This is a genomic window from Streptomyces sp. NPDC046900 (assembly GCF_040644975.1).
Classification (GTDB): domain Bacteria; phylum Actinomycetota; class Actinomycetes; order Streptomycetales; family Streptomycetaceae; genus Streptomyces.
In genome coordinates this window covers 23,125-46,863 of record NZ_JBEYXD010000056.1, presented here as the reverse complement: position 1 = coordinate 46,863, position 23,739 = coordinate 23,125, and the positions used below count along the sequence as shown (strand labels likewise).

General features: G+C 71.1%; 16 protein-coding genes and 2 pseudogenes. 12 read left to right on the top strand and 6 right to left on the bottom strand.

Annotated elements, in window-relative coordinates:
• Nucleotides 1–169 precede the first annotated feature (169 nt).
• Entirely contained in the window at nt 170–394 is a 225-nt protein-coding gene (locus ABZ904_RS35680) for a hypothetical protein (protein WP_360999572.1), read from the top strand.
• Nucleotide 395: 1 nt separating this feature from the next.
• Here ABZ904_RS35680 and ABZ904_RS35675 read toward each other — a convergent pair whose 3' ends face one another.
• The gene (locus ABZ904_RS35675; protein WP_360999570.1) at nt 396–1,076 is read right to left on the bottom strand and encodes a 4'-phosphopantetheinyl transferase superfamily protein; all 681 of its coding nucleotides are present in this window, start codon (nt 1,074–1,076) and stop codon (nt 396–398) included.
• Nucleotides 1,024–1,929, bottom strand: coding sequence for a metallophosphoesterase (locus tag ABZ904_RS35670; protein ID WP_360999567.1), 906 nt, complete (start codon nt 1,927–1,929; stop codon nt 1,024–1,026). Before ABZ904_RS35670 ends, ABZ904_RS35675 begins: the two co-directional genes overlap by 53 nt.
• Before the next feature lie 330 nt (nt 1,930–2,259).
• Between ABZ904_RS35670 and ABZ904_RS35665 the strand changes: the two genes are divergently transcribed.
• Both ABZ904_RS35665 and ABZ904_RS35660 read left to right on the top strand, forming a co-directional pair.
• The gene (locus ABZ904_RS35665) at nt 2,260–3,390 is read left to right on the top strand and encodes an ATP-grasp domain-containing protein (protein WP_360999564.1); all 1,131 of its coding nucleotides are present in this window, start codon (nt 2,260–2,262) and stop codon (nt 3,388–3,390) included.
• Nucleotides 3,391–3,612: 222 nt separating this feature from the next.
• The gene (locus ABZ904_RS35660; RefSeq protein WP_360999560.1) at nt 3,613–5,298 is read left to right on the top strand and encodes a carbohydrate binding domain-containing protein; all 1,686 of its coding nucleotides are present in this window, start codon (nt 3,613–3,615) and stop codon (nt 5,296–5,298) included.
• 121 nt (nt 5,299–5,419) lie between these two features.
• On the opposite strand, the gene ABZ904_RS35655 is transcribed toward ABZ904_RS35660, so the two are convergent.
• The 3 genes from ABZ904_RS35655 to ABZ904_RS35645 are packed head-to-tail and all read right to left on the bottom strand — an operon-like array spanning nt 5,420 to nt 10,607.
• Nucleotides 5,420–8,476: a glycoside hydrolase family 38 C-terminal domain-containing protein gene (locus ABZ904_RS35655; protein WP_360999557.1), complete on the bottom strand. Its 3,057-nt coding sequence runs from the start codon at nt 8,474–8,476 to the stop codon at nt 5,420–5,422.
• Nucleotides 8,477–8,505: 29 nt separating this feature from the next.
• Entirely contained in the window at nt 8,506–9,846 is a 1,341-nt protein-coding gene (locus tag ABZ904_RS35650) for a 6-phospho-beta-glucosidase (RefSeq protein ID WP_361828142.1), read from the bottom strand.
• Complete coding sequence (locus ABZ904_RS35645) at nt 9,837–10,607, bottom strand: DeoR/GlpR family DNA-binding transcription regulator (RefSeq protein ID WP_361828139.1); 771 nt, start codon at nt 10,605–10,607, stop codon at nt 9,837–9,839. Before ABZ904_RS35645 ends, ABZ904_RS35650 begins: the two co-directional genes overlap by 10 nt.
• 81 nt (nt 10,608–10,688) lie before the next feature.
• On the opposite strand from ABZ904_RS35645, the pseudogene ABZ904_RS35640 reads away from it, so the two are divergent.
• From ABZ904_RS35640 to ABZ904_RS35620, 5 genes and pseudogenes are all read left to right on the top strand, one after another.
• Nucleotides 10,689–12,083: pseudogene (locus ABZ904_RS35640) on the top strand (beta-galactosidase domain 4-containing protein); the annotation flags it as partial.
• Between the two features lie 42 nt (nt 12,084–12,125).
• A complete protein-coding gene (locus ABZ904_RS35635) occupies nt 12,126–13,967 on the top strand; it encodes a LamG-like jellyroll fold domain-containing protein (RefSeq protein WP_361828136.1) in 1,842 nt (613 codons plus the stop codon).
• Nucleotides 13,964–14,178 (top strand): annotated as a pseudogene (locus ABZ904_RS35630) (hypothetical protein); the annotation flags it as partial. The gene ABZ904_RS35635 and the pseudogene ABZ904_RS35630, both read left to right, overlap by 4 nt.
• A gap of 56 nt (nt 14,179–14,234) precedes the next feature.
• Nucleotides 14,235–15,077, top strand: coding sequence for a hypothetical protein (locus tag ABZ904_RS35625; RefSeq protein WP_361828133.1), 843 nt, complete (start codon nt 14,235–14,237; stop codon nt 15,075–15,077).
• A 318-nt stretch (nt 15,078–15,395) separates the two neighbouring features.
• Entirely contained in the window at nt 15,396–16,799 is a 1,404-nt protein-coding gene (locus ABZ904_RS35620) for a glycoside hydrolase family 16 protein (RefSeq protein WP_361828130.1), read from the top strand.
• 45 nt (nt 16,800–16,844) lie between these two features.
• Here the strand turns inward: ABZ904_RS35620 and ABZ904_RS35615 are convergent, their stop codons facing one another.
• Nucleotides 16,845–17,732, bottom strand: coding sequence for an AraC family transcriptional regulator (locus ABZ904_RS35615; protein WP_360999540.1), 888 nt, complete (start codon nt 17,730–17,732; stop codon nt 16,845–16,847).
• A 145-nt stretch (nt 17,733–17,877) separates the two neighbouring features.
• Between ABZ904_RS35615 and tkt the strand changes: the two genes are divergently transcribed.
• The 4 genes from tkt to opcA are packed head-to-tail and all read left to right on the top strand — an operon-like array spanning nt 17,878 to nt 23,684.
• Entirely contained in the window at nt 17,878–19,953 is a 2,076-nt protein-coding gene (gene tkt / locus ABZ904_RS35610) for a transketolase (RefSeq protein WP_360999537.1), read from the top strand.
• 19 nt (nt 19,954–19,972) lie between these two features.
• The gene (tal, locus tag ABZ904_RS35605; RefSeq protein ID WP_360999534.1) at nt 19,973–21,118 is read left to right on the top strand and encodes a transaldolase; all 1,146 of its coding nucleotides are present in this window, start codon (nt 19,973–19,975) and stop codon (nt 21,116–21,118) included.
• Nucleotides 21,115–22,752: a glucose-6-phosphate dehydrogenase gene (zwf, locus tag ABZ904_RS35600; RefSeq protein WP_361828125.1), complete on the top strand. Its 1,638-nt coding sequence runs from the start codon at nt 21,115–21,117 to the stop codon at nt 22,750–22,752. The genes tal and zwf overlap by 4 nt, the downstream gene beginning before the upstream one ends.
• The gene (opcA, locus tag ABZ904_RS35595) at nt 22,749–23,684 is read left to right on the top strand and encodes a glucose-6-phosphate dehydrogenase assembly protein OpcA (protein ID WP_360999528.1); all 936 of its coding nucleotides are present in this window, start codon (nt 22,749–22,751) and stop codon (nt 23,682–23,684) included. The genes zwf and opcA overlap by 4 nt, the downstream gene beginning before the upstream one ends.
• Nucleotides 23,685–23,739 lie beyond the last annotated feature (55 nt).

The window sequence follows — 23,739 nt, the reverse complement described above, 5'->3', positions numbered from 1 at the left end:
GACCGGGCGAACCCGCGGTCATGGAAACGGGATTGTCAGTGGCGGACGGCAAGCTGGAGATGCGCCATCCGGTGCGCGCGGCGGAGCCGTCCGCACACCGGGGGGCGAGTGCCGTGCACGTACCGCCGCGCGACCTGTGTCGCACGGCCGACCCGGGGAGAGCCGACCGATGCCGACCGCCGTACTGACCGACCGTGAACGCGCCGCCGTGCAGGCCTATCTGCGCCTCCTCCACACCGTACGAGCCGCCTTCGACGGACCGCCCGATCCGCGCCGACCACCCGTGGTCCCGACCGCCGCCCTGGCCGAGGCGGACCGGGCCCTCGCGGAGGCCGGACTCACCGGCACGGAGGAGGAGTTCTTCCGGCTGCTCGGGGACCGGGGTCCCCGGTGACTCAGGCGTGGGGCACGACGACGGCCGTGGCGACCAGCCCCCGCCGGGTGGTCCAGCGGCCGTCGAAGGCCTCGATACGGCGGCCCTCGACCAGCGGTCCCGGGACGAGCAGCCGCGCCCGGAAGCCGCCCGAGGCACCGGACGCGCGGCCGGGGTCGATCGTGATGTCGGCCTCGAGGAAGTCGAGCCACTTCCCGGTCAGGGGGAACCACGCCTTGTAGACGGATTCCTTGGCGCTGAACAGCAGCCGGTCCCAGTGGACGGACGGGTGGCTGCGGGCGAGGTCCTGCAGCCGCTCACGCTCCGCGGGCACGGCTGTCACGTCCAGGACACCGTCCGGCAGCCGGTCGTGTGGTTCGGCGTCGATACCGAGCGAGACCAGGTCCGCCGTCCGGGCCAGCGCGGCGGCGCAGTAGCCGTCGCAGTGCGTCATGCTGCCGATCAGCCCGTCGGGCCAGAGCGGTGCGCCGCGCTCGCCGGGCAGGACGGGCCCGGGTGGTACGCCGAGCTTCTCCATGGCCTGCCGGGCGCAGACCCTTACGGCCGCGAACTCACGGCGCCGCTTCTCGACCGCGCGCGCGACGACCGCCTCCTCCTCGGGGTAGAGGAACGCGCCGCCGGCGAAGGCGTCACCGTCCGCCTCCACCACCGAGACCGACCCCGGGAGCAGTTCCTCGAACACCGGCTTGGACCTCCATCGGCAGAATGCGGCGCAGTCTTCCCGGCGGCCCCGGGCGCGGGCCCCATTCGCGCGGGTAGCCGACCGACACCTCTTCGAAGCGGACCCCCTCGTAGTAGGTGGTCCGCGGGATGTGCAGATGCCCGTAGACCATGCACGCCACCCGGAAGCGGCGGTGCCAGTCGGCGGTCAGCTCGGTTCCGCACCACATGGCGAACTCGGGATAGCGCAGCACGTCCGTGGGGTGGCGGTCCAGCGGATAGTGGTTCACCAGCACAGTCGGAAGGTCGCCGGGGATCTCCTCCAGTCTGCGCTCGGTCCAGGCGACCCGCGCGCGGCACCACGCCTCACGGCTCGGGTGGGGATCGGGGTGCAGCAGGTACTCGTCGGTGCACACGATCCCGGTGCCGTGCGCGTACTCGAGCCCCTGCTCCTTGGTCGTGCAGCCCTGGGGCAGGAAGGAGTAGTCGTAGAGCAGGAAGAGCGGTGCGACGGCCACGGGCCCGCCCGGTCCATCCCAGACCGGGTAGGGGTCCTCGGGTGTCGTCACGCCCAGTTCCCGGCACACGGCGACCAGGTGCTCGTACCGCTCGACGCCGCGCAGGGTGACGGGATCCTTCTGGTGCGTCCACAGTTCGTGGTTGCCGGGCGCCCAGATCACCCGGCGGAAGCGGCCCGCCAGCAGTTCCAGGGCCCACCGGATGTCGGCGACGGTCTCGGCCACGTCGCCCGCGACCAGCAGCCAGTCGTCGTCCGAGGTGGAGCGCATCTGCTCGACCAGGGCGCGGTTCTCGGGGTACGCGATGTGCAGGTCGCTGATGGCGAGCAGCTGTCCACGGCCGTCCGTCGACTCCACCGTCGCCCCTTTCCAGAACCGAATGGAAACACAAGAGCACATGGGGCCACCTGCGGACAAGGGCGACCCGCGGCAGGTGCGCGACCGCTCACGAATGAGCCGGCACCGCCCGCGCACGAGCCGCGGAGGACCACTCCCGCCCGTGGATCAAGGGCCGGGGAAAATCGGTAACACTCGCGTAGCCGTGACGGGCCCGAATGGGCCTATGATCGGCCCCAACACATCCGCCACGAACGCCACTCCGCGTACGGCGGTTTGGTGTGCCTTCCCCCTCCCCTGGCCGGGCACGGCCTGCTCCGCCGTGCCCGCGAACCGTGAAAGGTGGCCTGCATGGTCTCTCGCGTACGCGTCTGGCTCAACCGCACGTACGCGGAGAACGTGTTCTTCATGGATCAGCTGCGGAGAAACCCCAGCGATCGAGCCGTCGAGATCCATGCCACGCACGGCGACCCCGACTCGCCCGTCCTGGCCGCGGCGGACACCGCCGACCTGGAGCCGGAGGGGCTGTCCCCGGCGGCCTATGTCGAGTACGCCCTCGACCAGTGCACCCGCCGCGCCATCGATGTGTTCGTGCCCCGCCTGCACCAGGAGGCGATCGTCGGGCACCGTGCCGAGTTCCGGGCCGCCGGTACGGCTCTGCTGGCGCCGCCCACCGAGGCAATGGCGGTCTTCCACGACAAGGCGACGGCGTACCAGGCCGCGCAGTCGATAGGGGTCCCGGTGCCGCCGTGGTGGCGGGTCACGAACGAGGACGAGCTCCTCGCCGCGGTCGGGGAACTCGAGGCCGGCGGGCACCGGGCGTGCTTCAAGCCGGCGGCGGGTGCGGGGGGCGTGGGCTTCCGCGTCATCACGCGCACCCCCTTCTCACTGGTGCATCTCAGCGGCTTCCCGAGCGCCTATGTGCCGCTGGACCTCGTCGTCCAGGCGGTACGCGAGGCCGAGGAGCCCGTCGACTGGCTGGTGATGCCGCGTCTGGACGAGCCGGAGGTGTCGGTCGACTGCCTGACCGGCCCCGACAACCGCATCCGCATGGCGGTGGGCCGGACCAAGAACGGCCGCCGGCGGGGCTTCACCCTGCACGAGCAGTGGCTGGCGCCGGCGCGGCGCCTGGCGGAGGGCTTCGGGCTGCACCATCTCTCCAACATCCAGTTCCGGATGTACGGCGACGAGCCCGTGCTCCTCGATGTCAACACGCGCCCGGCGGGCGGGCTGCACCAGCTCTCGCTGTGCGGCATCAACGCCCCTTGGGCCGCAGTGCAGTTGGCGCTCGGCGAGGACCCGGGCGAGGTGGTGCCGCCGTTCCTCGGCACGGACTACGCCGTGGTGTCGGGGCCGCGGCCGGTCCGCCCCGTCACACTGCCCCAGCAGCGGACGGAGGAGCCAAAGCAGGCTCCCGTGCTGCCGGCGGCGGCGCCGGTCGACACGGTCGGCGCCACCGCGGCGGAGGCCCTGCCTCTGTAGGACGTTCACCGGCTGCGGCCGGATCGCGGCTCGTCGCGCCCCTGCTTCCGGAGCGCCGCACGATGTCGCCCCTCGCGCCCCCGTCGGACGCGACCCCGCCTTAGGTATGGACCAATCCGCGCCCAAGCCTTGACACTTGGATTGGTCCATACCAACTTGGTTGCGCACCCTTCAGCACTTCTCTGCACTCCCGAACCCCCCTTCCCCCCTCAGGGAGATCGCGTGCGCACACTTCTCAGACGTTCCAGACGCGCCTTCTTCGCCCTCGTCGGCTCCGCTGCCCTGGCGCTGGCCGGGGCGGTCGCCCTCCCCGGGACCGCCCAGGCGGCCAACATCCTCTCCAACCCCGGCTTCGAATCGGGCAGCCTCTCGCCCTGGTCCTGCACGGGCAATCTGGGCTCGGTGGTCTCCAGCCCCGTGCACGGCGGCTCCAAGGCCCTTTCGGGCGCCCCGAGTTCGAGCGACAACGCACAGTGCACCCAGACCGTCTCGGTCCAGCCGAACACGACGTACAGCCTGAGCGGCTGGGTCCGCGGCAGCTACGTCTACCTCGGCGTGAACGGCGGCGCCTCGACCTGGACGACGTCCCCGTCGGCGTACAGCCAGCTCACCGTCTCCTTCACGACCGGCGCCTCGCAGACCAGCGCCACGATCTACGTCCACGGCTGGTACGCGCAGGGCACGTACTACGCCGACGACATCAGCCTGGACGGACCCGGCGGCGGTGGCGGCTCCGACACCCAGGCGCCGACCGCGCCGAGCGGCCTGACCTCCACCGGCAAGACCTCCTCGAGCGTGTCGCTGAAGTGGAACGCCTCGACGGACAACGTCGGTGTGACCGCGTACGACATCTACAGCGGCTCCAGCCAGGTGCTGAGCGTCTCCGGTACGTCCGCGACGGTCAGCGGGCTGTCGCCCAGCACGGGCTACACCTTCACCGTGAAGGCCAGGGACGCGGCCGGGAACACCTCCGCGGCCTCCAACTCCGTGTCGGTCACGACCGACGCGGGCAGCGGCGGCGGCAACGGCTTCAAGCAGGCGGCGCCGTACCTGTACGAGGGCTGGGGCGACCCGCCGAGCCCGAGCACGGTGATGAGCGCGACCGGCGTCAAGTGGTTCACGATGGCCTTCGTGCTCGACTCCGGCGGCTGCACCCCCGCCTGGGACGGCAGCCGCGCGCTGACCGGCGGCGTCGACCAGAGCGCCATCAACCAGATCCGCTCCGCGGGCGGCGACATCGTCCCGTCGTTCGGCGGCTGGCAGGGCAGCAAGCTCGGTGCCAACTGCTCCTCCGCGAGCGCGCTCGCCGGAGCCCTGCAGAAGGTCATCGACGCCTACTCCCTGAAGGCGATCGACATGGACATCGAGAACACGGACGAGTTCGAGAACGAGGCCGTGCAGGCGAAGATCCTGACCGCCCTGAAGACGGTCAAGGCCAGCAACCCCGGCCTGAAGACCATCGTCACCTTCGGCACCTCGACGACCGGCCCGACCTACTACGGCAACCGGCTCATCGAGCAGGCCCAGTCGCTCGGCGCCAACATCGACGTGTTCACCATCATGCCGTTCGACTTCGGCGGCGGCTCGGACATGTACGGCAACACGGTGAACGCGGCCGAAGGCCTGAAGGCCAAGCTGAAGTCGACCTTCGGCTGGGACGACGCCACGGCCTACTCCCACATAGGCATCTCCGGCATGAACGGACTGTCCGACCAGCAGGAGAACACCACCCCGGCGATCTGGACCCAGATCCGTGACTGGGCGAACTCCCACCACATCGCCCGGCTGGCCTTCTGGGCGGTCAACCGCGACCGGCCGTGCGCGGGCGGCGGCGTGGTGAGCAACTGCTCCGGCATCAGCCAGAGCAACTGGCAGTTCACGTCCATCACCGCCGGGTTCACCGGCTGAGTGCGGGGCGGGGGCGCCCGGCGAACCGGGCGCCCCCGCCCTCCCAGGAACTGGCCCGGCCCAGACTTCGGTGCGGGGCGGGCTCCGGGCCTGAGCCCGGAGCCCGCCCTGTGACCGTCCTCTACCGGCGGGCGCCGGCCCTCTTCAGACGGAGCGTCAGGATCTCGAAGGGCCGCAGCCGGACCGGGACGGAGCCGTTCCCGTCGGTGTCCACCTGCCCGAGCGGACGCTCCAGGAGATCGGTGACCTGCGCTTCCCCGAGCGGGAAACCCGTGCGCAGAGTGCCGGCGGCCCTGCCGCCCCGGGACTCGTACAGCCGCACCACGACGTCACCGGACTCGTCGTCGGCGAGCTTGACCGCCTCGACGGTCACGCCCTCGCCGTCCACCGAGACGACCGGTTCCGGCGCGCCCGCCGAATCCGCCACGCGCAGCGGCAGGTTGAGGGCGTAGCCCTCGGCCACGGCGTCCTCGATGCCCGCCCCGGGAAGCAGCGAGTAGGTGAAGCGGTGCCTGCCCTGGTCGGCCCCGGGGTCCGGGACGCGCGGGGCGCGCACCAGGCTGAGGCGGACCGTGGTCGTCGTGCCGCCGTCCTCGCGGACCGTGCGGGAGACGTCGTGCCCGTACGTCGAGTCGTTGATGACCGCGACGCCGTACCCGGGTTCACCGATGTGCACCCAGCGGTGCCCGGAGACCTCGAAGCGGGCCGCCTCCCAGCTGGTGTTGGTGTGGGTGGGCCGCTGGACGTGGCCGAACTGGATCTCCGCCGAGGAGTGCGGTGCCCGGATGTCCACCGGGAAGCCCGCCTTGAGGATCTTCTCGGCCTCGTGCCAGTCGATCTCGGTCTCGAAGTCGACACGGGGGCTGCCCGCGCGGACGGTGATCGTCTGAGTGATCCTCGATCCCCGGCCGAAGCTGCGCTCGACCCGGATGGCGCCGACGAGCGGATCCTCCTCGACCACCGTCACGGAGTCCGCTTCCAGCAGGTCCGTGTACCGCTTCTTGTAGTGCTTGTCGATGTCCCAGGCGTCCCAGTGGTTGGGCAGGTCGGTGTGCAGCCGGAGCAGATTGCCCCGGCCGGCGAGGACTTCGCGGTCCGCACGCAGGTCGCGGACGGAGGACAGCGTTCCGTCCTCGGCCACCTCGACGCGGACCAGGCCGTTGTCGAGGACGCGGCCGCCGGCCGCCACGGGCTTGGGGGGCTCGGCGGCGGTGAGGGACGCGCTGCCGCCCGCCGGGACCACCACGTACGCGGGTGCGCCCTCGGCCGTACGGACCACCTCGGCGCGGTCATAGGGGCTCGTGTTGAAGACACGGGTGGCGCCGGGGCCCAGCGCCGCGACCGCCTCGGCCGTCAGCTCCTCCAGCTCACCGGCGACCCGCGCGTACTCCGCCTCCGCCTCCCGGTGCACCCAGGCGATCGACGAACCCGGCAGGATGTCGTGGAACTGGTGGAGCAGTACCGTCTTCCACAGCCGGTCCAGCTTCGCGTACGGGTAGACGTAGCCGGGCGCGTGCAGGGCCGCCGTCGTCGCCCAGAGCTCGGCCTCGCGCAGCCGGTGCTCGGACCGCCGGTTGCCCTGCTTGGTGCGGGCCTGGGAGGTGTACGTGGCACGGTGCAGTTCCAGGTAGAGCTCACCGGCCCAGACGGGGGCGTCCGGGTACTCCTCGCGGGCGGCCTTGAAGAAGGCGTCGGGGTGCTCGACGACGACCTTCGGGGAACCCTCCAGGTCCTTCAGGCGCCGCGCCCGCTCCATGATCTCGCGGGTGGGGCCGCCACCGCCGTCGCCCCAGCCGAAGGGCGCCAGCGAGCGGGTGGCGCCGCCCTTCTCCTGGTAGTTGCGCACGGCGTGGGCCATCTCCGCGCCGCTGAAGCGGGCGTTGTAGGTGTCGACCGGCGGGAAGTGGGTGAAGATGCGGGTGCCGTCGATGCCCTCCCACCAGAAGGTGTGGTGCGGGAACTTGTTCGTCTGGTTCCAGGAGATCTTCTGGGTCAGGAACCACTCGTTGCCTGCGAGCCTGGCGAGCTGCGGGTAGGCCGCGGTGTAGCCGAAGGAGTCCGGCAGCCAGACGCCCTTGGTCTCGATGCCGAAGTGCTCCATGAAGAACCGCTTGCCGTGGACGAGCTGCCGGGCGAGGGCCTCACCGCCGGGCAGGTTGCCGTCGGCCTCGACCCACATGCCGCCGACCGGCGCCCACTGGCCCTTCTTCACCGCCTCCTGGATCCGCGCCCACACCCGCGGGTAGTTGTCGCGCACCCACTCGTACTGCTGGGCCTGCGAGCAGGCGAAGACGAACTCCTCGTACTCGTCGGCGAGCGAGGTGACGTTGGAGAAGGTGCGGGACGTCTTGCGCTTGGTCTCCCGGATCGGCCACAGCCAGGCGGAGTCGATGTGCGCGTGACCGACTCCGGAGACGATGTGGGCGCTGGCGTGCGCGGGCCTGGCCAGGACGGGCCTGAGCACCTCGCGGACGGCGGCCGCCGAGCCGGAGATGTCGTCGAGGTCGAGGGCGTCCATCGCGCGGTCGAGGGCGTGCAGGATCTCGTGCCGGCGCGGCTCGTGCTCGCCGAGCTCGACCATCAGCTCCCGCAGCACCTGGAGGTCGAGGTCGAGGTGCCAGACCTGTTCGTCCAGGACGGCGATGTCGGCGCGCTTGAAGGTGTAGAGCGGCCGGTCGCCCGCCGTGAGCACATCGCCGAGCGGGGTCGGGGCCGCGAAGCCGTTCGCCAGGATGTCGGGGTTCGAGGCGGCCTCGACGAGGTAGTCGATCTCCTCGCCGCCCGCGGCCGGGTGGGCGATCGGGACGTACTGGTTGAGCGGGTTGACGGCCTTGAGCGGCGTCCCGTCGGTCAGATGGACCAGCGCCTCGGCCTGGTTGCCGGGCCAGTCGCCGACGAAGCCGAGGTCGATGACCGCCTCGACCCGTTTGCCCGACCACTCCGCGGGGACCTGTCCCCGCATCCGGAACCACGTGGTGCCCCAGGGCGGGCCCCAGGGGGTGCCCATCCCGAAGGGCGTGTACGCGGCGGCGGCCGCCTCCTCGAAGGGCACCGGCTCCCCCGGTGCCTGCCATGCCTCGACCTCGAAGGGTACGGAGGCCGCGTAGATCGCGGGCTTGATGCGCTGGTTGTGGAGGCGTGCGACGCGCTCCTCGATCCGGCGGCGTTCGTCGTGCATGGGGGTCTCCAGGGAGAGGGCGGAAGCGCTTATCTGAGGTACGCCAGGCCGGGGTGGACCGAGGTGTAGCCGTCCACCAGCTTGCGCGCCACGTTCACCGAGTCGACGAGCGGGTGCAGGGCGAAGGCCTTGACCGCCGTGGCGCGGGAGCCGGACTCGGCGGCGGACAGCACCTCGCGCTCGACCGCCTTGACCGCGCACACCAGGCCGGTCGCATGGCCGGGGAGCGGGTCGGCCGCGAGCGGGTGCGCACCGTCGGCGCCGACCAGGCACGGCACCTCGATGACCGCCTCGGCGTCGAGGGCGGAGAGCGTGCTGCGGTTGCGCACGTTCAGGATCAGGGTCGTGCGCTCGTCGCGGGCGATGGCCCGCATCAGGGCGAGGGCCACCTTCTCGTAGCCGCCGGAGAGGTCGTCGGCGTCCCGCTCGCCGGCGCCCGCCGCCTCCCGGTTCTCGGCCATGTAGGTGGCCTCCCGTTCGGCCCGCGTGCCTTCCCAGACCGCCAGGGCGGACACGTCCGGCCGCTTCACCTCGTCGTAGAACCGGGCCTGCTGATCGCGCAGGAAGGCGCCGCGGGTCTTCTCCGCCGCACGGTAGGCGCGGACGGCCTCGCGGTTGAAGTAGTAGTAGTGCAGATACTCGTTGGGGATCGCGCCGAGGGACTGCAGCCAGTCGGCGCCGAAGACCTTGCCCTCCTCGAAGGAACCGAGCAGCTCCGGGTCGGCGAGCAGCCGCGGGAGCCGGTCGCGGCCGGCCACACGCAGGCCGCGCACCCAGCCGAGGTGGTTGAGGCCGACGTAGTCGACGAAGGCCTCGCCCGGCCTCGCGACACCGAGCACCCGGGCGATACGGCGGCCGAGGCCGACCGGGGAGTCGCAGATGCCGATGACGCGGTCGCCGAGGTGGCGTGACATGGCCTCGGTGACGAGCCCCGCCGGGTTGGTGAAGTTGATGACCCAGGCGTCCGGGGCCAGCCGGGCCACGCGCCGTGCGATGTCGACGGCGACGGGCACGGTCCGCAGCCCGTACGCGATACCGCCCGCGCCGACGGTCTCCTGGCCGAGGACACCCTCGGCGAGCGCCACCCGCTCGTCGTGGGCACGTCCCTCGAGACCACCGACCCGGATGGCGGAGAAGACGAAGTCGGCGCCGCGCAGCGCCTCGTCGAGGTCGGTGGTGGCGGTCACCCCGGGCGCGTCCGGCACGCCCGCGGCCTGCTCGGCCAGCACCCGGGTCACGGCCGACAGCCGCCCGGCGTCCAGGTCGTGCAGCACGACCCGGGTGACCCGGCCCTCGGCGCGGTCCCCGAGGAGTGCCCCGTACACAAGCGGCACCCGGAACCCGCCGCCGCCCAGAATCGTCAGCTGCACGGTTGCACCTCTCCTGCCACGACCACTTCGACGTCCGCCTCCTGAAGCGACGAGCGGGTCGCCACGTCCACGGGCGCGTCCGTCACCAGCACGTCCAGTGCCTGGGGGTCGCAGACCTTCGCCATCCCGGTACCCGGGAACTTCGCCGAGTCGGCGAGCAGGACGACCCGGTCGCTCGCCTTGATCATCGCCCGCTTGACCGGCACCTCGACGACCGTGGTGTCCATCACCTGACCGCCGGGCCGCACCCCGCTGGCGCCGAGGAACAGCCAGTCGGCGTGCAGCTGGCGGAGGTTGTCCTCGGTCAGGAAGCCGATCAGAGAGCGGTACTCGCGGCGGACCGTGCCGCCGAGCAGCACCAGCTCGATGCCCTCGTCGTCGGCCAGCTCCTCGTAGACCACCAGATTGCTGGTGATCACCGTGAGCCGGCGGCCGCGCAGCTGCCGGGCCAGCCGACAGGCGGTGGTGCCGATGTCGAGCAGCACGGAATCGCCGTCCTGGACCATCGAGGCGGCCCGGGCGGCTATGGAGTCCTTCTCGGGCACGCGCACCGCGGCTACCTCGGCGAAGGGCTGTTCGCCCTCCTCCACGACCGCGCCTCCGTGGACACGGGTGAGCAGACCCGACTCCTCCAGTCTCACCAGGTCCCGCCGGACGGTGGCGGGGCTGACGCCCAGCTGCTCCGACAGTTCGGTCACGGCCGCGAGGCCGCCTGAGCGCAGGGCCCGCAGGATGAGTCGGTGACGCTGTTCCGCCAGCACGCCGTGAACACTACTCGTCATCTTCAATCAATTCCACGCGCGTTTCTGCGCAGTAATCAACCGATCCGGCAGGGGGCCGCGGGCACACGGGCCGACCACTGGGCCGCCATCGAGGCCACCCCGGGTCTTCAGGGCGGCTTCATCTGGGAGTTCTGGGACCACGGCATTCTCCAGCGCGTGAGCGACGGAAGACCGGCCGGGCGCGCGGGCGCCGATCTGTACGACAACGGTGTCGCCACGCCCGGTCACCGCTGGGCGTACGGCAGCGATTTCGGCTACGCGGTGCACGACGGCGCGTTCGTCGCGGACGGTGCGGTCTTCCCCGACCGCGCGCCCGAGCCGACGGTGCACGAGCACCCGGAGATCGCGGCCCCGGTGGGCATCGAGCGCTACAAGCACGAGGGCATCGTCCTCACCAACCAGCAGCGCTCCCGGAGCCTGGCCTGGCTGTCGGGCCGGTGGGAGATGGTGCTCGACGACGGCCGCACCCTGACGGCACCCATGGACCTGCCCGATCTGCGGCCGGGTGAGACGGCCGCGGCACCGCTGCCGTTCCTGCTGCCGCGCGACGGCGGCGATGCCTGGCTGACGCTGCGGGTGACCACGGCTGAGGACATGCCGTGGGCGCCGCGCGGTACGGAGCTGTGCGCGCCGCAGGTACGGCTGCGGATGGCTCCGGAGCCCGCGGCGGAGGGTTCCGTGCGGGTCGACGCGGAGGGGCTGCTCGTCCATCCGCTGCTGACCGTCGCCCCCGCGCTGTGGCTGTGGCGAGCGCCCGCCGGCGACGAGCCGGGCAGTGCCGCACCATACCCGCGGTCGTGGGGCCTGGACACGCTTGTCCGCAAGGTCGTCTCCGTCCAGCGCGACGAGGCCCGCGTGACGGTGCTCGCCGAGTACGCCGGCGCCGTCGGCGTCATCCGGCACCGGCAGGTCTTCACACCCGTTGAGGGCGGCGTCCGCGTCGAGGAACAGGCGGAGCTGCCCGAACAGTTCGACGACGTGGCGCGGGTCGGCTCCGTCTTCGAGACGGTGGCCGGCCTCGACGTGCCGGAGTGGTTCGGGCACGCGCCGTGCGAGTCGCGCCCCGAGCAGAACCCGGGCGCGCCCGTGGGCCACCCCTCCGTCCCGGTGGCCGAGCTGTTCACCTCCTGCCCGCGACCGCAGGAGAGCGATGTCCGGCACGGCGTACGGCGCTTCACGCTGTCCGCACCGCACGCCACCCGTCTCACCGTCGTACTGGACGAGCCGCGCCAGGTCTCCGTGACCCTCCACCGGCCTTCGACCGTGGGCACCCCCGTCCACGCCGAGGACCCGGCCGCACACCACGACGAGCCGGAGCCGCGCTCCGGCTGCGTGGTGCGCATCGACGGGGCGCACCGCGGGCCGGGCACGGCCTGCTGCGGCCCCGACATCCCGCCCTCGCATCTCGTCGCACCGGGCGTCCATCGCTGGAGCTGGACGCTGCGCACTCTCTGAACCCCGCGCTTCCCCTCCTCCGACACCTCTCACGGAGCACACGTGTGTACTTCACATGACCACGCCCAGGGCGAGGCCGCGCAGGCCGGAGCCGGCAGACGCAGCTTCCTGCGGGCCACCGCGCTGCTCGGCGCAGCCGCCACCACCGGGGTCGCCCTGCCGGCCACCGCCGAGGCGGCGACGGCGAGCCACCGGCGCCCCGACTCCGAAAGCCGGCGCTTCACCCTCGTCGTGATGCCCGACACCCAGTACCTGTTCGACGGGCCGAGCATCAACCCGGCCCCCATCAAGGCCTCACTGCGCTACATCCTGGAGCACGGCGAGGACGAGAACGTCGTCTTCCTGTCCCACCTGGGAGACCTGACGCAGAACGGCGCCGCCGTCGAATTCGACGCGGCGAGCGAGGCGTTCGGGCTCCTCGACCGGAACGGGGTCGGGTACAGCGTCCTCGCCGGCAACCACGACATCCGGTCGTCCACCGACGACCAGCGCGGCCCCACCCCGTACCTGGACGCCTTCGGCCCGCAACGCTTCAAGGGCAAGCGCACCTTCGGCGGCTCCTCCCCTGACGGCTACAACACCTACCACGTCTTCCGGGCGGGCGGCCGCGAGTGGCTCGTGCTCGCTCTCGACTGGCGGCTGTCGGCGCAGGGCTTCGCCTGGGCGAAGGACGTGATCGCCCAGCACCCGAAGACGCCGGTCATCCTCACCACCCACGAGTTGGTCTACGGGGACGACGCGCTCTCGTCGTACGGGGAGCAGCTCTGGGACCAGCTGATCGCGGACCACGACCAGATCTTCCTGACCCTGAACGGCCACTTCTGGCCCGCCGCCCGCGCCACCCGTAAGAACGCCGCGGGCAACGACGTACACCTGCACCTGACGAACTACCAGAACCGGTACTACGGTGGCGCGGCGATGATCCGCCTCTACCGTTTCGACCTCGACCGGGACACCATCGACGTCGAGACGATCTCCCCGTGGATCCTGGGACGGGCGGGCGAAGGGCTCAACGAACTGGAGCGGCAGGAGATCGAGCTGACCGGCCCCGAGGACCGGTTCTCCGTGGCGATCGACTTCGAGCAGCGCTTCTCCGGCTTCGCCCCCGTGCCTCCTCGCTCCGCGCGGCCCAGCTCCCAGATGCTGGTCCGCGGCACCGTCGCGTACTGGCGCTTCGACGGCCACGACGACGGCGCGGCCGTGCACGGCACGGTCCGCGATCTGTCGGGCCGCGGCAACGACCTGACCGTCGTCAGCATCCTGGACGGCTCCCTCACCTGGTCGTCGGACCACCACCCGGACCAGCCGGGGCACGGCAGCCTGCGCTTCCAGGGGTACAAGTCACCGCTGCGCGGCGCCTATCTGCGCACGGTCGACGGCGCCCCGCTCAACACGGCGACGTTCTCCCGCGGTTACACCATCGAGGCGTTCTACAAGGTGCCCGAGGACTGGGACGCGTCCCACAACGCCTGGGCGGGCCTGGTCAGCCGGACCGGCACGGGTGGCGCGGCGGGCAAGACGCAGGACGATCCGGACGAGCCGCTCGCCACCCTCTCGCTGTCCGACGGCCCCGGACCGCAGTGGGCCGTGCGGCCCCTCAACCAGGAGGGCATCGTCACCAACTGGGGTGACGAGACCGCACGCGAGACCTGGTGGCACCTGGCGGTCGTCAACGACAGCGGCCACACCACGATGTACGTCCAGGGCTGCCCCGTCGCCCGCAATCCCGACGCCCGTACCGTCGGCCTCGCCTCGGTCGGCCTGCCGTGGCTGCTCGGCGGCTACGAGTACGGGGGCAGGATCGACCAGATCCACCACGGGTGGCTCGGTGACGTACGGATCGTGGACCGGGCGCTGCCGGTCTCCCAGTTCATGAACCACTGACGTCCCGAGGGTTCGACGCGACCGCGACCGGGCGGCACCCGCCCGTCCGGGCCGATCCGTCCGTCTCCCCCGAACAACTCGACGCCCAGGGCGTGTCCCGGCGTCAGCTCCTGCGCCGAGCGGTCCTGTTCGGCCCGCCTTCACCCTCGCTCCCGCGGCGGCGGCCCCTGCGGCCGCCGCCTCCGGGCGGGGCTTCGGCGACGGTGACCCGTGCGCCGGCACGTGATTCTATTCCAATCCCATCTTCATCGACGTGGCAGGAGCCCGATGAGACGTCAACTCTTCTCCGCGGCAGCGTTATCGGCTGCCCTCACGCTCGCTGCGGTCACCTCCTCGGCGGCCGCGGGGCCGGCCTGGCAGGAGACCGGCACCGCGTACACCGACTCCCTGGGCGGCGGTCAGGGACTGGCGAGCCGTGCCGACGGCTCGCTGCTGTACCGGGGACTCGCCGACATCCCGCTCGACCTGCGCATCAAGGGCTGGAACCACGTGGGCGACCCGGACGTCGCCGGCGGCGATGTCTTCGACGCCTACCAGGGCCCGGACACGGCGACCTCGAAGATGTTCGCGGTGACCACCCCGGCCGGGCAACGCTATGAGTACGTCCACCAGCTCGGCCCCGGCGAGAAGCTCAACAACTCCTTCGCGGCGGTGTCGCCCGACGGGCAGTGGCTGGTGTCGGGCGAGTGGGGCGATCAGAACCGCCTGCAGGTCTTCCCCGCTCCCCTGCTCAACCCGTCCACCCCGCGCACCGGCGGGGCACTGCCGCAGGCTCCGCAGATCACGCTCGACAAGCCCGTGCGCGACATCCAGGGCTGCGACTTCGTGAACGAGACGCAGCTGCTGTGCGCGTCGGACGACGGCTCGAAGACGCTGTTCCCCGAGGACCGGCCGCTGCTCCAGGTGGACCTGTCGCACAAGCTGGACGGCGGCCCGGTCACCGGACACGTGACCAGCCTGTTCGGCCTGCCGCAGCGCAGTGTGTGCAGCGGCACGTTCGAGGCGGAGGGCGTGGACTACGACGCGGCCCGCGGCACCCTGCGCGCCGAGGTGGTCCAGCCCGACGTGTGCACGGTCGCGACCACCGTCTACTCGTACCGCCGGCAGTAGCACCCCTCAGGCGCAGCACGGCGACAGGCTCTGCAGGACGGCGGCAGGGTTTTCCCGCCGCCGTCCGTCCGCGCCACGCGGTCGACGGCGCTCCGCGTGCTCCCGCCCCTCGCTCATGGGCTCCTCATACCGTCCGAGCATGACGTCGATGCCCTCAACTCCAGTACCACTGAAGGACTTTCTCGGCTTCACCTCTTGACGGCCGCGGTGGCGGAGAGCACATTGTCCGCGCGGCTTGAGAGCGCTCTCACGAACCTCCACGCGGCTCCCCGGCTCTCCTGCCCGCACTCCCCCACTCCGTACCCGAAGAGGCAGCCCATGAAGGACACTTCCGGCATACCCACCAGACACCGGCCGTTGCGCCGCGCGCTCGTCGCCGTGCTCGGCACGATGGGTCTGGCGGTGGCGGCCGCCACCGTCGCCACCCTGCCCGCGAACGCCAACGCCCCCACGCCCCCGGCGGGCTGGAGCCAGGTCTTCCTCGACGACTTCAACGGCGCGGCAGGCTCCGGCGTCAACACCGCCGACTGGCAGTACGACACCGGCACTTCCTACCCGGGCGGCCCCGCCAACTGGGGCACGGGCGAGGTCGAGACGATGACCTCGAGCACCGGCAACGTCTCGCTCGACGGCAACGGCAACCTCCTCATCACGCCACGCCGTGACGCGGCCGGCCACTGGACCTCGGGCCGCATCGAGACCACCCGTACCGATTTCCAGCCCCCGGCAGGCGGCAAGCTGCGCGTCGAGGCCCGCCTCCAGATGCCGAACGTCACCGGCACCGCGGCCGAGGGCTACTGGCCCGCCTTCTGGATGCTGGGCGCGCCCTACCGCGGCAACTACCAGAACTGGCCGGGCGTCGGCGAACTGGACATCATGGAGAACGTCCAGGGCCTCAACAAGGTGTGGGCCACCATGCACTGCGGCACCAGCCCCGGCGGCCCGTGCAACGAGACCACCGGCATCGGCAACTCCACCGCGTGCCCGGGCACGACCTGCCAGTCCGGCTTCCACACCTACGCGATGGAGTGGGACCGCTCGGTGAGCCCGGAGGCGATCCGCTTCTACGTCGACGGCGTCAACTACCACACGGTCACGGCGAACCAGGTGGACGCGACCACCTGGGCCAACGCCACCAGCCACGGCTTCTTCGCCATCCTGAACGTGGCGATGGGCGGCGGCTTCCCCGACGCGTTCGGCGGCGGCCTGGACGGTGACACACAGCCCGGCCACCCGATGGTGGTGGACTATGTGCAGGTGCTTCAGTCCACGGGCGGTGGGAGCGGTACCACACCTCCGCCGTCCGGCAACCGCGACGCGTACGGCACCATCCAGGCCGAGTCGTACGACAGCCAGTCCGGCGTGGCGACCGAGTCCACCACGGACACCGGCGGCGGCCAGGACATGGGCTGGATCGCCAACGGCGACTGGGCCCTGTACAAGGGGGTGAACTTCGGCTCCAGCGCGGCCACGCAGTTCCACGCCCGGGTCGCGAGCGGTGCGGCGAGCGGTGTGAGCGGACTGGTCGAGGTGCGCCTCGACAGCCGTTCGAACGCACCGATCGGCAGCTTCGCGGTGGCCGACACGGGTGGGTGGCAGAGCTGGCGGACCGTACCGGCGAACATCGCCTCGGTCACCGGCACCCATGACGTCTATCTCACCTTCACCAGCGGCCAGCCGAACGACTTCGTGAACGTGAACTGGTTCGGCTTCGGCCACTGACAGCGAGTGCCGAGGGGGTGGGTCGAGCGCCCACCCCCTCCTTCGTCATCTCAACTCCGCCCGGAACGCGGCCGGGGTCGTGTCCGTGTGCTGGTGGAAGAACTTGGAGAAGTTCGCCGCGTCGGGGAAGCCCACGGCGGCACCCACGCGGCCGATCGGCAGGTCCGTGTGGGCGAGGAGGCGTTTCGCCTCCAGGATCACGCGCTTGTCTATGAAACCCTTCGGCGTCTGCCCGGTGGCGGCGCGGACGGCGCGGACCAGCGTGCGGCGGGAGTAGCCGAGGGCGTCGGCGTACGCGCTGACGCTGTGGTTGACCGCGAAGTCCTGCTCGACCGCGTCCCGGAACCGGGTGAAGGTGGTGTCCGCCTGCTCGCGAGCCGCCTCGGCCGAGCTGGCCGCCAGATGCGCGAGGCGCAGCAGGAGCGCGGTCAGGGTGTGGCGCAGGACCTCCGTGTGCAGACTCAGGGGCAGGGTGGACGTGTCCTCGTACTCACGCTGGAGCTGGGCGAGGGAGGCCCGCAGTCCGGCGAGCTGGGCCGGATCGGGGTGCAGCAGCGGCGATTGCTCGTAGCGGTACAGACCCGTGGCCTCCACGGTGGCGCGCGGCAGAAAGCCGGGCTGCATGGTCAGCACGGTCCCGCGGTACTCGCTCGCACGGGAGAAGCGGTGGACCTGACCGGGGCGGATCCACAGAAGGTCACCGGCAGTCAGCCGGTACTCGGCGAAGTCCACCATATGCGTCACGGGGCCGCCGTCGAGGAGCATCACCGCATGGAAGTCGATGCGGTGGACGCGCTCGACCGGCGCGTCCTCGTGCCAGGTTCCCCCGGCGTCCATGGGGCCCACCTGCATACCGACACCGCAGACACTCCGGTCGACCGGAAAGGGGTACGTCCTGATCCAGTCGTCGTCCTGGGTGGTTATGTCCGCCATATCCCTCTCGCGCCGCCTCGGTGCCTCTGTGGATGTCCCACTTTCACCGAAGGCTGACACAGGGGCACCTTCCCCTGCAAAAGTCAGACTTTTAATTTTGAACGCGTTCTGTCAGCGATCCCCGTTCAGTGAGGACTTCTTGAAGATGAGTGCGCAGAGCCCCGACGGATTCGAGTGGACCGAGCTCGACGGGCGAGCCGTCGACACCGCCCGTGTTCTCGCCGTCGACGCGGTACAGAAGGTCGGCAACGGCCATCCGGGCACGGCGATGAGCCTGGCCCCGGCGGCGTACACGATCTTTCAAAAGGTGATGCGGCACGATCCGGCCGACCCGGAGTGGACCGGCCGTGACCGCTTCGTCCTCTCCCCGGGCCACACCTCCCTGACCCTCTACACGCAGCTCTTCCTCGCCGGCTACGAACTGGAACTGGAGGACCTGAAGGCCTTCCGCACGCACGGTTCCAAGACGCCCGGCCACCCCGAGTACGGCCACACCGCGGGTGTCGAGACCACCACGGGGCCCCTCGGCCAGGGCGTCGCCAACGCGGTCGGCATGGCCATGGCCTCGCGTTACGAACGCGGCCTGTTCGACCCGGACGCCCCCGAGGGCGCCTCGCCCTTCGACCACACGATCTGGGCGATCGTCTCCGACGGCGACCTGGAGGAGGGCATCTCCGCCGAGGCGTCCTCGCTCGCCGGCCACCAGAAGCTCGGCAACCTCGTCTTCCTCTACGACGACAACCACATCTCCATCGAGGGCGACACCGCGACGGCGTTCTCCGAGGACGTACTCAAGCGCTACGAGGCCTACGGCTGGCACGTGCAGCGCATCGAGCCCGCCGGGAACGGCGACGTCGACGTCCACGCGCTGTACGCGGCGCTCGAGGCCGCCCGGGCCGAGACCGAGCGCCCCTCCATCATCGCCATGCGCACGATCATCGCGTGGCCGGCGCCCGGCGCACAGAACACCGAGGCGGCCCACGGCTCGGCGCTCGGCGAGGACGAGGTCGCCGCGACCAAGCGCGTCCTCGGCTTCGACCCGGACAAGAGCTTCGAGGTGGCCGACGAGGTGCTCGCCCACACCCGCCGGGCCCTCGACCGCGGCGCCGAGGCGCACACCGCCTGGGACAAGCGGATCGCACAGTGGCGCACCGCGCAGCCGGAGCGCGCGAAGCTGTTCGACCGCGTCCTGGCCGGCCAGCTGCCGGAGGGCTGGGAGGACGCGCTGCCCGTGTTCGAGGAGGGCAAGGCGGTCGCCACCCGTGCCGCGTCCGGCAAGGTGCTGCAGGCCCTCGGCGCGATCGTCCCGGAACTGTGGGGCGGCTCCGCCGACCTGGCCGGCTCGAACAACACCACCATCGACAAGAACAGCTCGTTCCTGCCCAAGGGCAACCCGCTGCCGGAGGCGAACCCGTACGGCCGGACGATCCACTTCGGTATCCGCGAGCACTCGATGGCCGCCGAGATGAACGGCATCGCGCTGCACGGCAACACCCGCGTCTACGGCGGCACGTTCCTGGTGTTCTCCGACTACATGCGCAACGCGGTGCGCCTGTCGGCCCTGATGCAGCTGCCGGTGACGTACGTGTGGACCCATGACTCCATCGGCCTGGGCGAGGACGGCCCGACCCACCAGCCCGTCGAGCACCTGGCCTCGCTGCGCGCCATCCCGGGCCTGAACCTCGTGCGCCCGGCCGACGCCAACGAGACCGCCGTCGCCTGGGCGGAGATCCTCAGGCGGCACTCCACCTCCCCCGCGCCGCACGGTCTCGCCCTCACCCGCCAGGGCGTACCGACCTACGCGCCGAACGCCGAGGCGGCGAAGGGCGGTTACATCCTCCGGGAGTCCTCCACCGGCACGCCCGACGTCATCCTCATCGCCACCGGGTCCGAGGTACAGCTCGCGGTCGCCGCGCGGGAGCGGCTGGAGGCCGAGGGCGTGGGTACCCGGGTGGTGTCCATGCCGTCCGTCGAGTGGTTCGAGGAGCAGCCCGCCGCATACCGCGAGCGGGTCCTTCCGCCGTCGGTGAAGGCCCGCGTGGCGGTCGAGGCGGGCATTGCCCTGACCTGGTACCGGTACGTCGGTGAGAGTGGACGCATCGTCTCCCTGGAGCACTTCGGCGCCTCCGCCGACGCCAAGACCCTGTTCGCCGAGTACGGCTTCACCGCCGAGCACGTGGCCGCCGCGGCCCGGGAATCCCTCGCCGCCGTCCGCGGTTGATCCGATCGCCAGAAAGAAGATGATCACAGTGACCGAAGCGATTGAAGCAGCGGAGCCGTTGAAGCGCCTGTCCGAGGCGGGCGTGTCGATCTGGCTGGACGACCTGTCCCGCAAGCGGATCGAGTCCGGCAACCTGGCCGAACTCGTGGCGCGGAAGCACGTGGTGGGCGTGACCACGAACCCGTCCATCTTCCAGGCCGCCATCGGCTCCGGCGAAGGCTACGAGGAGCAGCTGTCCGACCTCGCGGAGCGCGGCGTGACGGTCGAGGAGGCCGTCCGCATGATGACCACCGCCGATGTCCGCGCCGCCGCCGACATACTGAGGCCCGTGTACGAGGCGACGGACGGCCGGGACGGCCGGGTCTCCATCGAGGTCGACCCGAGGCTGGCCCACCGCACCAGGGCGACCGTCGCCGAGGCCAAGCAGCTCGCCTGGCTGGTGGACCGCCCGAACGTGATGATCAAGATCCCGGCGACCGAGGCCGGGCTCCCGGCCATCACCGAGGTGATCGGACGGGGCATCAGCGTGAATGTGACGCTGATCTTCTCCTTGGAGCGCTACCGCCAGGTGATGGACGCGTACCTCGCCGGTCTGGAGAAGGCGAGGGCCGCCGGGCTCGACCTGTCCGCCATCCACTCCGTCGCCTCGTTCTTCGTCTCCCGCGTCGACACGGAGATCGACAAGCGTCTGACGAAGCTGGGCACGGACGAGGCGCTCGCGCTGAAGGGCAGGTCCGCCCTCGCGAACGCACGGCTCGCATACGAGGCGTACGAGGCGACCTTCGCCGGTGAGCGCTGGCTCTCCCTGGCGGGTGCCGGGGCCGACAAGCAGCGTCCGCTGTGGGCCTCGACCGGTGTGAAGGACCCTGAGTACAAGGACACGCTGTACGTCGACGAGCTGGTCGCGCCCGGCACGGTCAACACGATGCCGGAGGCCACGCTCAACGCCACCGCCGACCACGGCGCCGTGCGGGGCGACACGGTCACCGGCGGCTATGCGCAGGCCCGCGCCGACCTCGCGGCCCTCGAGCCGCTCGGCATCTCCTACGACGAGGTCGTGGGACAGCTCGAGGACGAGGGCGTCGCGAAGTTCGAGGTGGCCTGGGGCGACCTGCTCGAGGCAGTCGCAGTCTCTCTGAAGAACAAGGGAGTTGACGGAGAATGAGCGAGGAGATGTCCCCCCGGACGTCTGCCGGGAACGCGGAACCCAAGGGCGGGGCGCCGGGGGCCGCCGACGCGCCGGGCCCGGCCGTCGCGCAGCAGCCGGACCCGGTCACCGACTGGGAGAACGTACTCCGTGACCCGCGCGACCGGCGTCTCCCGCGGATCGCGGGCCCCTCGGGCCTGGTCATCTTCGGTGTGACGGGCGACCTGTCCCGCAAGAAGCTGATGCCGGCCGTCTACGACCTGGCCAACCGGGGTCTGCTGCCGCCGGGCTTCTCGCTCGTCGGGTTCGCCCGACGCGACTGGGCCGACCAGGACTTCGCCGAGGTGGTGCACGAAGCCGTCAAGGAGCACAGCCGTACGCCGTTCCGCGAGGAGGTCTGGCAGCAGCTGGCCGAGGGCATGAGGTTCGTCCCCGGCACCTTCGACGACGACGACGCCTTCGAGCAGCTGCGTTCCGCCATCGAGGAGTTGAACGCCTCCCGGGGTACCGGCGGCAACTACGCGTTCTATCTCTCCGTGCCGCCGAAGTTCTTCCCGCAGGTGGTCCAGCAGCTCAAGAAGCACGGGCTGGCGGACGCGCCGGCGGGCTCCTGGCGGCGCGGGGTCATCGAAAAGCCGTTCGGCCACGATCTGGCGAGCGCGCGTGAGCTGAACGCCATCGTGCACGACGTGTTCGCTCCGGACCAGGTCTTCCGCATCGACCACTACCTGGGCAAGGAGACCGTCCAGAACATCCTGGCGCTGCGCTTCGCCAACCAGCTGTACGAGCCGATCTGGAACCGGTCGTACGTCGACCATGTGCAGATCACCATGGCCGAGGACATCGGCATCGGCGGCCGCGCCGGCTACTACGACGGCATCGGTGCCGCCCGTGACGTCATCCAGAACCACCTGCTCCAGCTGCTGGCCCTGACGGCCATGGAGGAGCCCATCGCCTTCGACGCCGAGTCCCTGGCCACCGAGAAGCTCAAGGTCCTGCGGTCGGCGAAGCTCCCGGAGGACCTCGGCAGCCACACCGTGCCCGGGCAGTACACGAACGGCTGGCAGGGCGGCGAGAAGGTGGTCGGCTACCTCGAGGAGGACGGCACCGACTCGGGGTCCACCACGGACACCTACGCGGCCATCAAGCTGGAGATCGACAGCCGCCGCTGGGCGGGCGTCCCCTTCTACCTGCGGACCGGCAAGCGCCTCGCCCGCCGGGTCACCGAGATCGCGGTGGTCTTCCAACGGGCGCCGCACTCCCCGTTCGACTCGACGGCCACCGAGGAACTCGGCGAGAACGCGATCGTCATCCGGGTGCAACCCGACGAGGGCATGACCGTGCGCTTCGGTTCGAAGGTGCCGGGTACCTCGATGGAGATCAGGGACGTCACGATGGACTTCGCCTACGGCGAGTCGTTCACCGAGTCCAGCCCCGAGGCGTACGAACGGCTGATCCTGGACGTACTGCTCGGCGACGCGAACCTCTTCCCCCGCACCGAGGAGGTGGAGGCGTCCTGGAAGATCCTCGATCCGATCGAGGAGTACTGGGCGACACACGGCAAGCCCGCGCAGTATCCCGCGGGTACCTGGGGTCCCGAGGAAGCCGACGAGATGCTCGCACGAGACGGACGGAGCTGGCGCAGGCCATGAAGATCGATCTGACCGACACCACGGCAAGCAAGATCAACAAGGCGCTGGTCCAGGGGCGTCGCTCCCTCGGCACCCCCGCTGTGGGCATGGTCCTGACCATGGTGATCGTGACCGACGAGGAGAACGCGTACGACTCGCTCAGGGCGGCCGAAGAGGCCTCGCACGAGCACCCCTCGCGCACCCTGGTCGTCATCAAGCGGCACTCGCGCACCTCGCGGGACCGCACGTCCTCGCACCTCGACGCCGAGGTCCGGCTGGGCACCGACGCCGGCACCGGGGAGACGGTCGTACTGCGGACGTACGGTGAGGTCTCCGACCACGCCGACTCGGTGGTCCTGCCGCTGCTGCTGCCGGACGCGCCCGTCGTGGTGTGGTGGCCGGTGGACGCGCCGGACAACCCGGCGAAGGACCCTCTGGGCGCCCTCGCGCAGCGCCGCATCACCGACATGTACGCCATCGACGCGCCGCTCGACGCGCTGGAGACCCGGGTCTCCTCGTACGCGCCGGGCGACACCGACCTGGCCTGGACACGGCTCACACCGTGGCGCTCGATGCTGGCCGCGGCGCTCGACCAGGCCCGTGCGACGGTGACCTCGGCGGCCGTGGAGAGCGAGGCCGAGAACCCGAGCGCCGAGCTGCTCGCCCGCTGGCTCCAGGCACGCCTGAAGGTGCCGGTCGACCGGGTCGTCACCGCCGGACCGGTCGTCACGGCCGTCCGGCTGGGCACGGAGAAGGGCGAGATCGTCATCGACCGCCCAGAGGGCCCGCTGGCCACCCTCAGCCTGCCGGGCCAGCCCCCGCGCACCATGGCGCTGAAGGTCCGCCCGACCTCCGAACTGATCGCCGAGGAGCTGCGCCGCCTCGACGCGGACGAGATGTACGCCATCGCCCTGCGCGGCGTGGACGCCAAGGGGAAGGCCCCGCATGCCTGACGGCCCCGGGCCCACCCGTCGCCCCGGGCGGACGGCCCCGGAGCACCGCGCGGGG

Bases quoted from the DNA above. Each gene is read 5' to 3' on its own strand.
- ABZ904_RS35680 (WP_360999572.1), top strand. From the start codon at position 170: ATGCCGACCGCCGTACTGACCGACCGTGAACGCGCCGCCGTGCAGGCC.
- ABZ904_RS35665 (WP_360999564.1), top strand. From the start codon at position 2,260: ATGGTCTCTCGCGTACGCGTCTGGCTCAACCGCACGTACGCGGAGAAC.
- ABZ904_RS35655 (WP_360999557.1), bottom strand. From the start codon at position 8,476: ATGCACGACGAACGCCGCCGGATCGAGGAGCGCGTCGCACGCCTCCAC.
- ABZ904_RS35625 (WP_361828133.1), top strand. From the start codon at position 14,235: ATGAGACGTCAACTCTTCTCCGCGGCAGCGTTATCGGCTGCCCTCACG.
- ABZ904_RS35620 (WP_361828130.1), top strand. From the start codon at position 15,396: ATGAAGGACACTTCCGGCATACCCACCAGACACCGGCCGTTGCGCCGC.
- ABZ904_RS35615 (WP_360999540.1), bottom strand. From the start codon at position 17,732: ATGGCGGACATAACCACCCAGGACGACGACTGGATCAGGACGTACCCC.
- tkt (WP_360999537.1), top strand. From the start codon at position 17,878: ATGAGTGCGCAGAGCCCCGACGGATTCGAGTGGACCGAGCTCGACGGG.
- tal (WP_360999534.1), top strand. From the start codon at position 19,973: ATGATCACAGTGACCGAAGCGATTGAAGCAGCGGAGCCGTTGAAGCGC.
- zwf (WP_361828125.1), top strand. From the start codon at position 21,115: ATGAGCGAGGAGATGTCCCCCCGGACGTCTGCCGGGAACGCGGAACCC.
- opcA (WP_360999528.1), top strand. From the start codon at position 22,749: ATGAAGATCGATCTGACCGACACCACGGCAAGCAAGATCAACAAGGCG.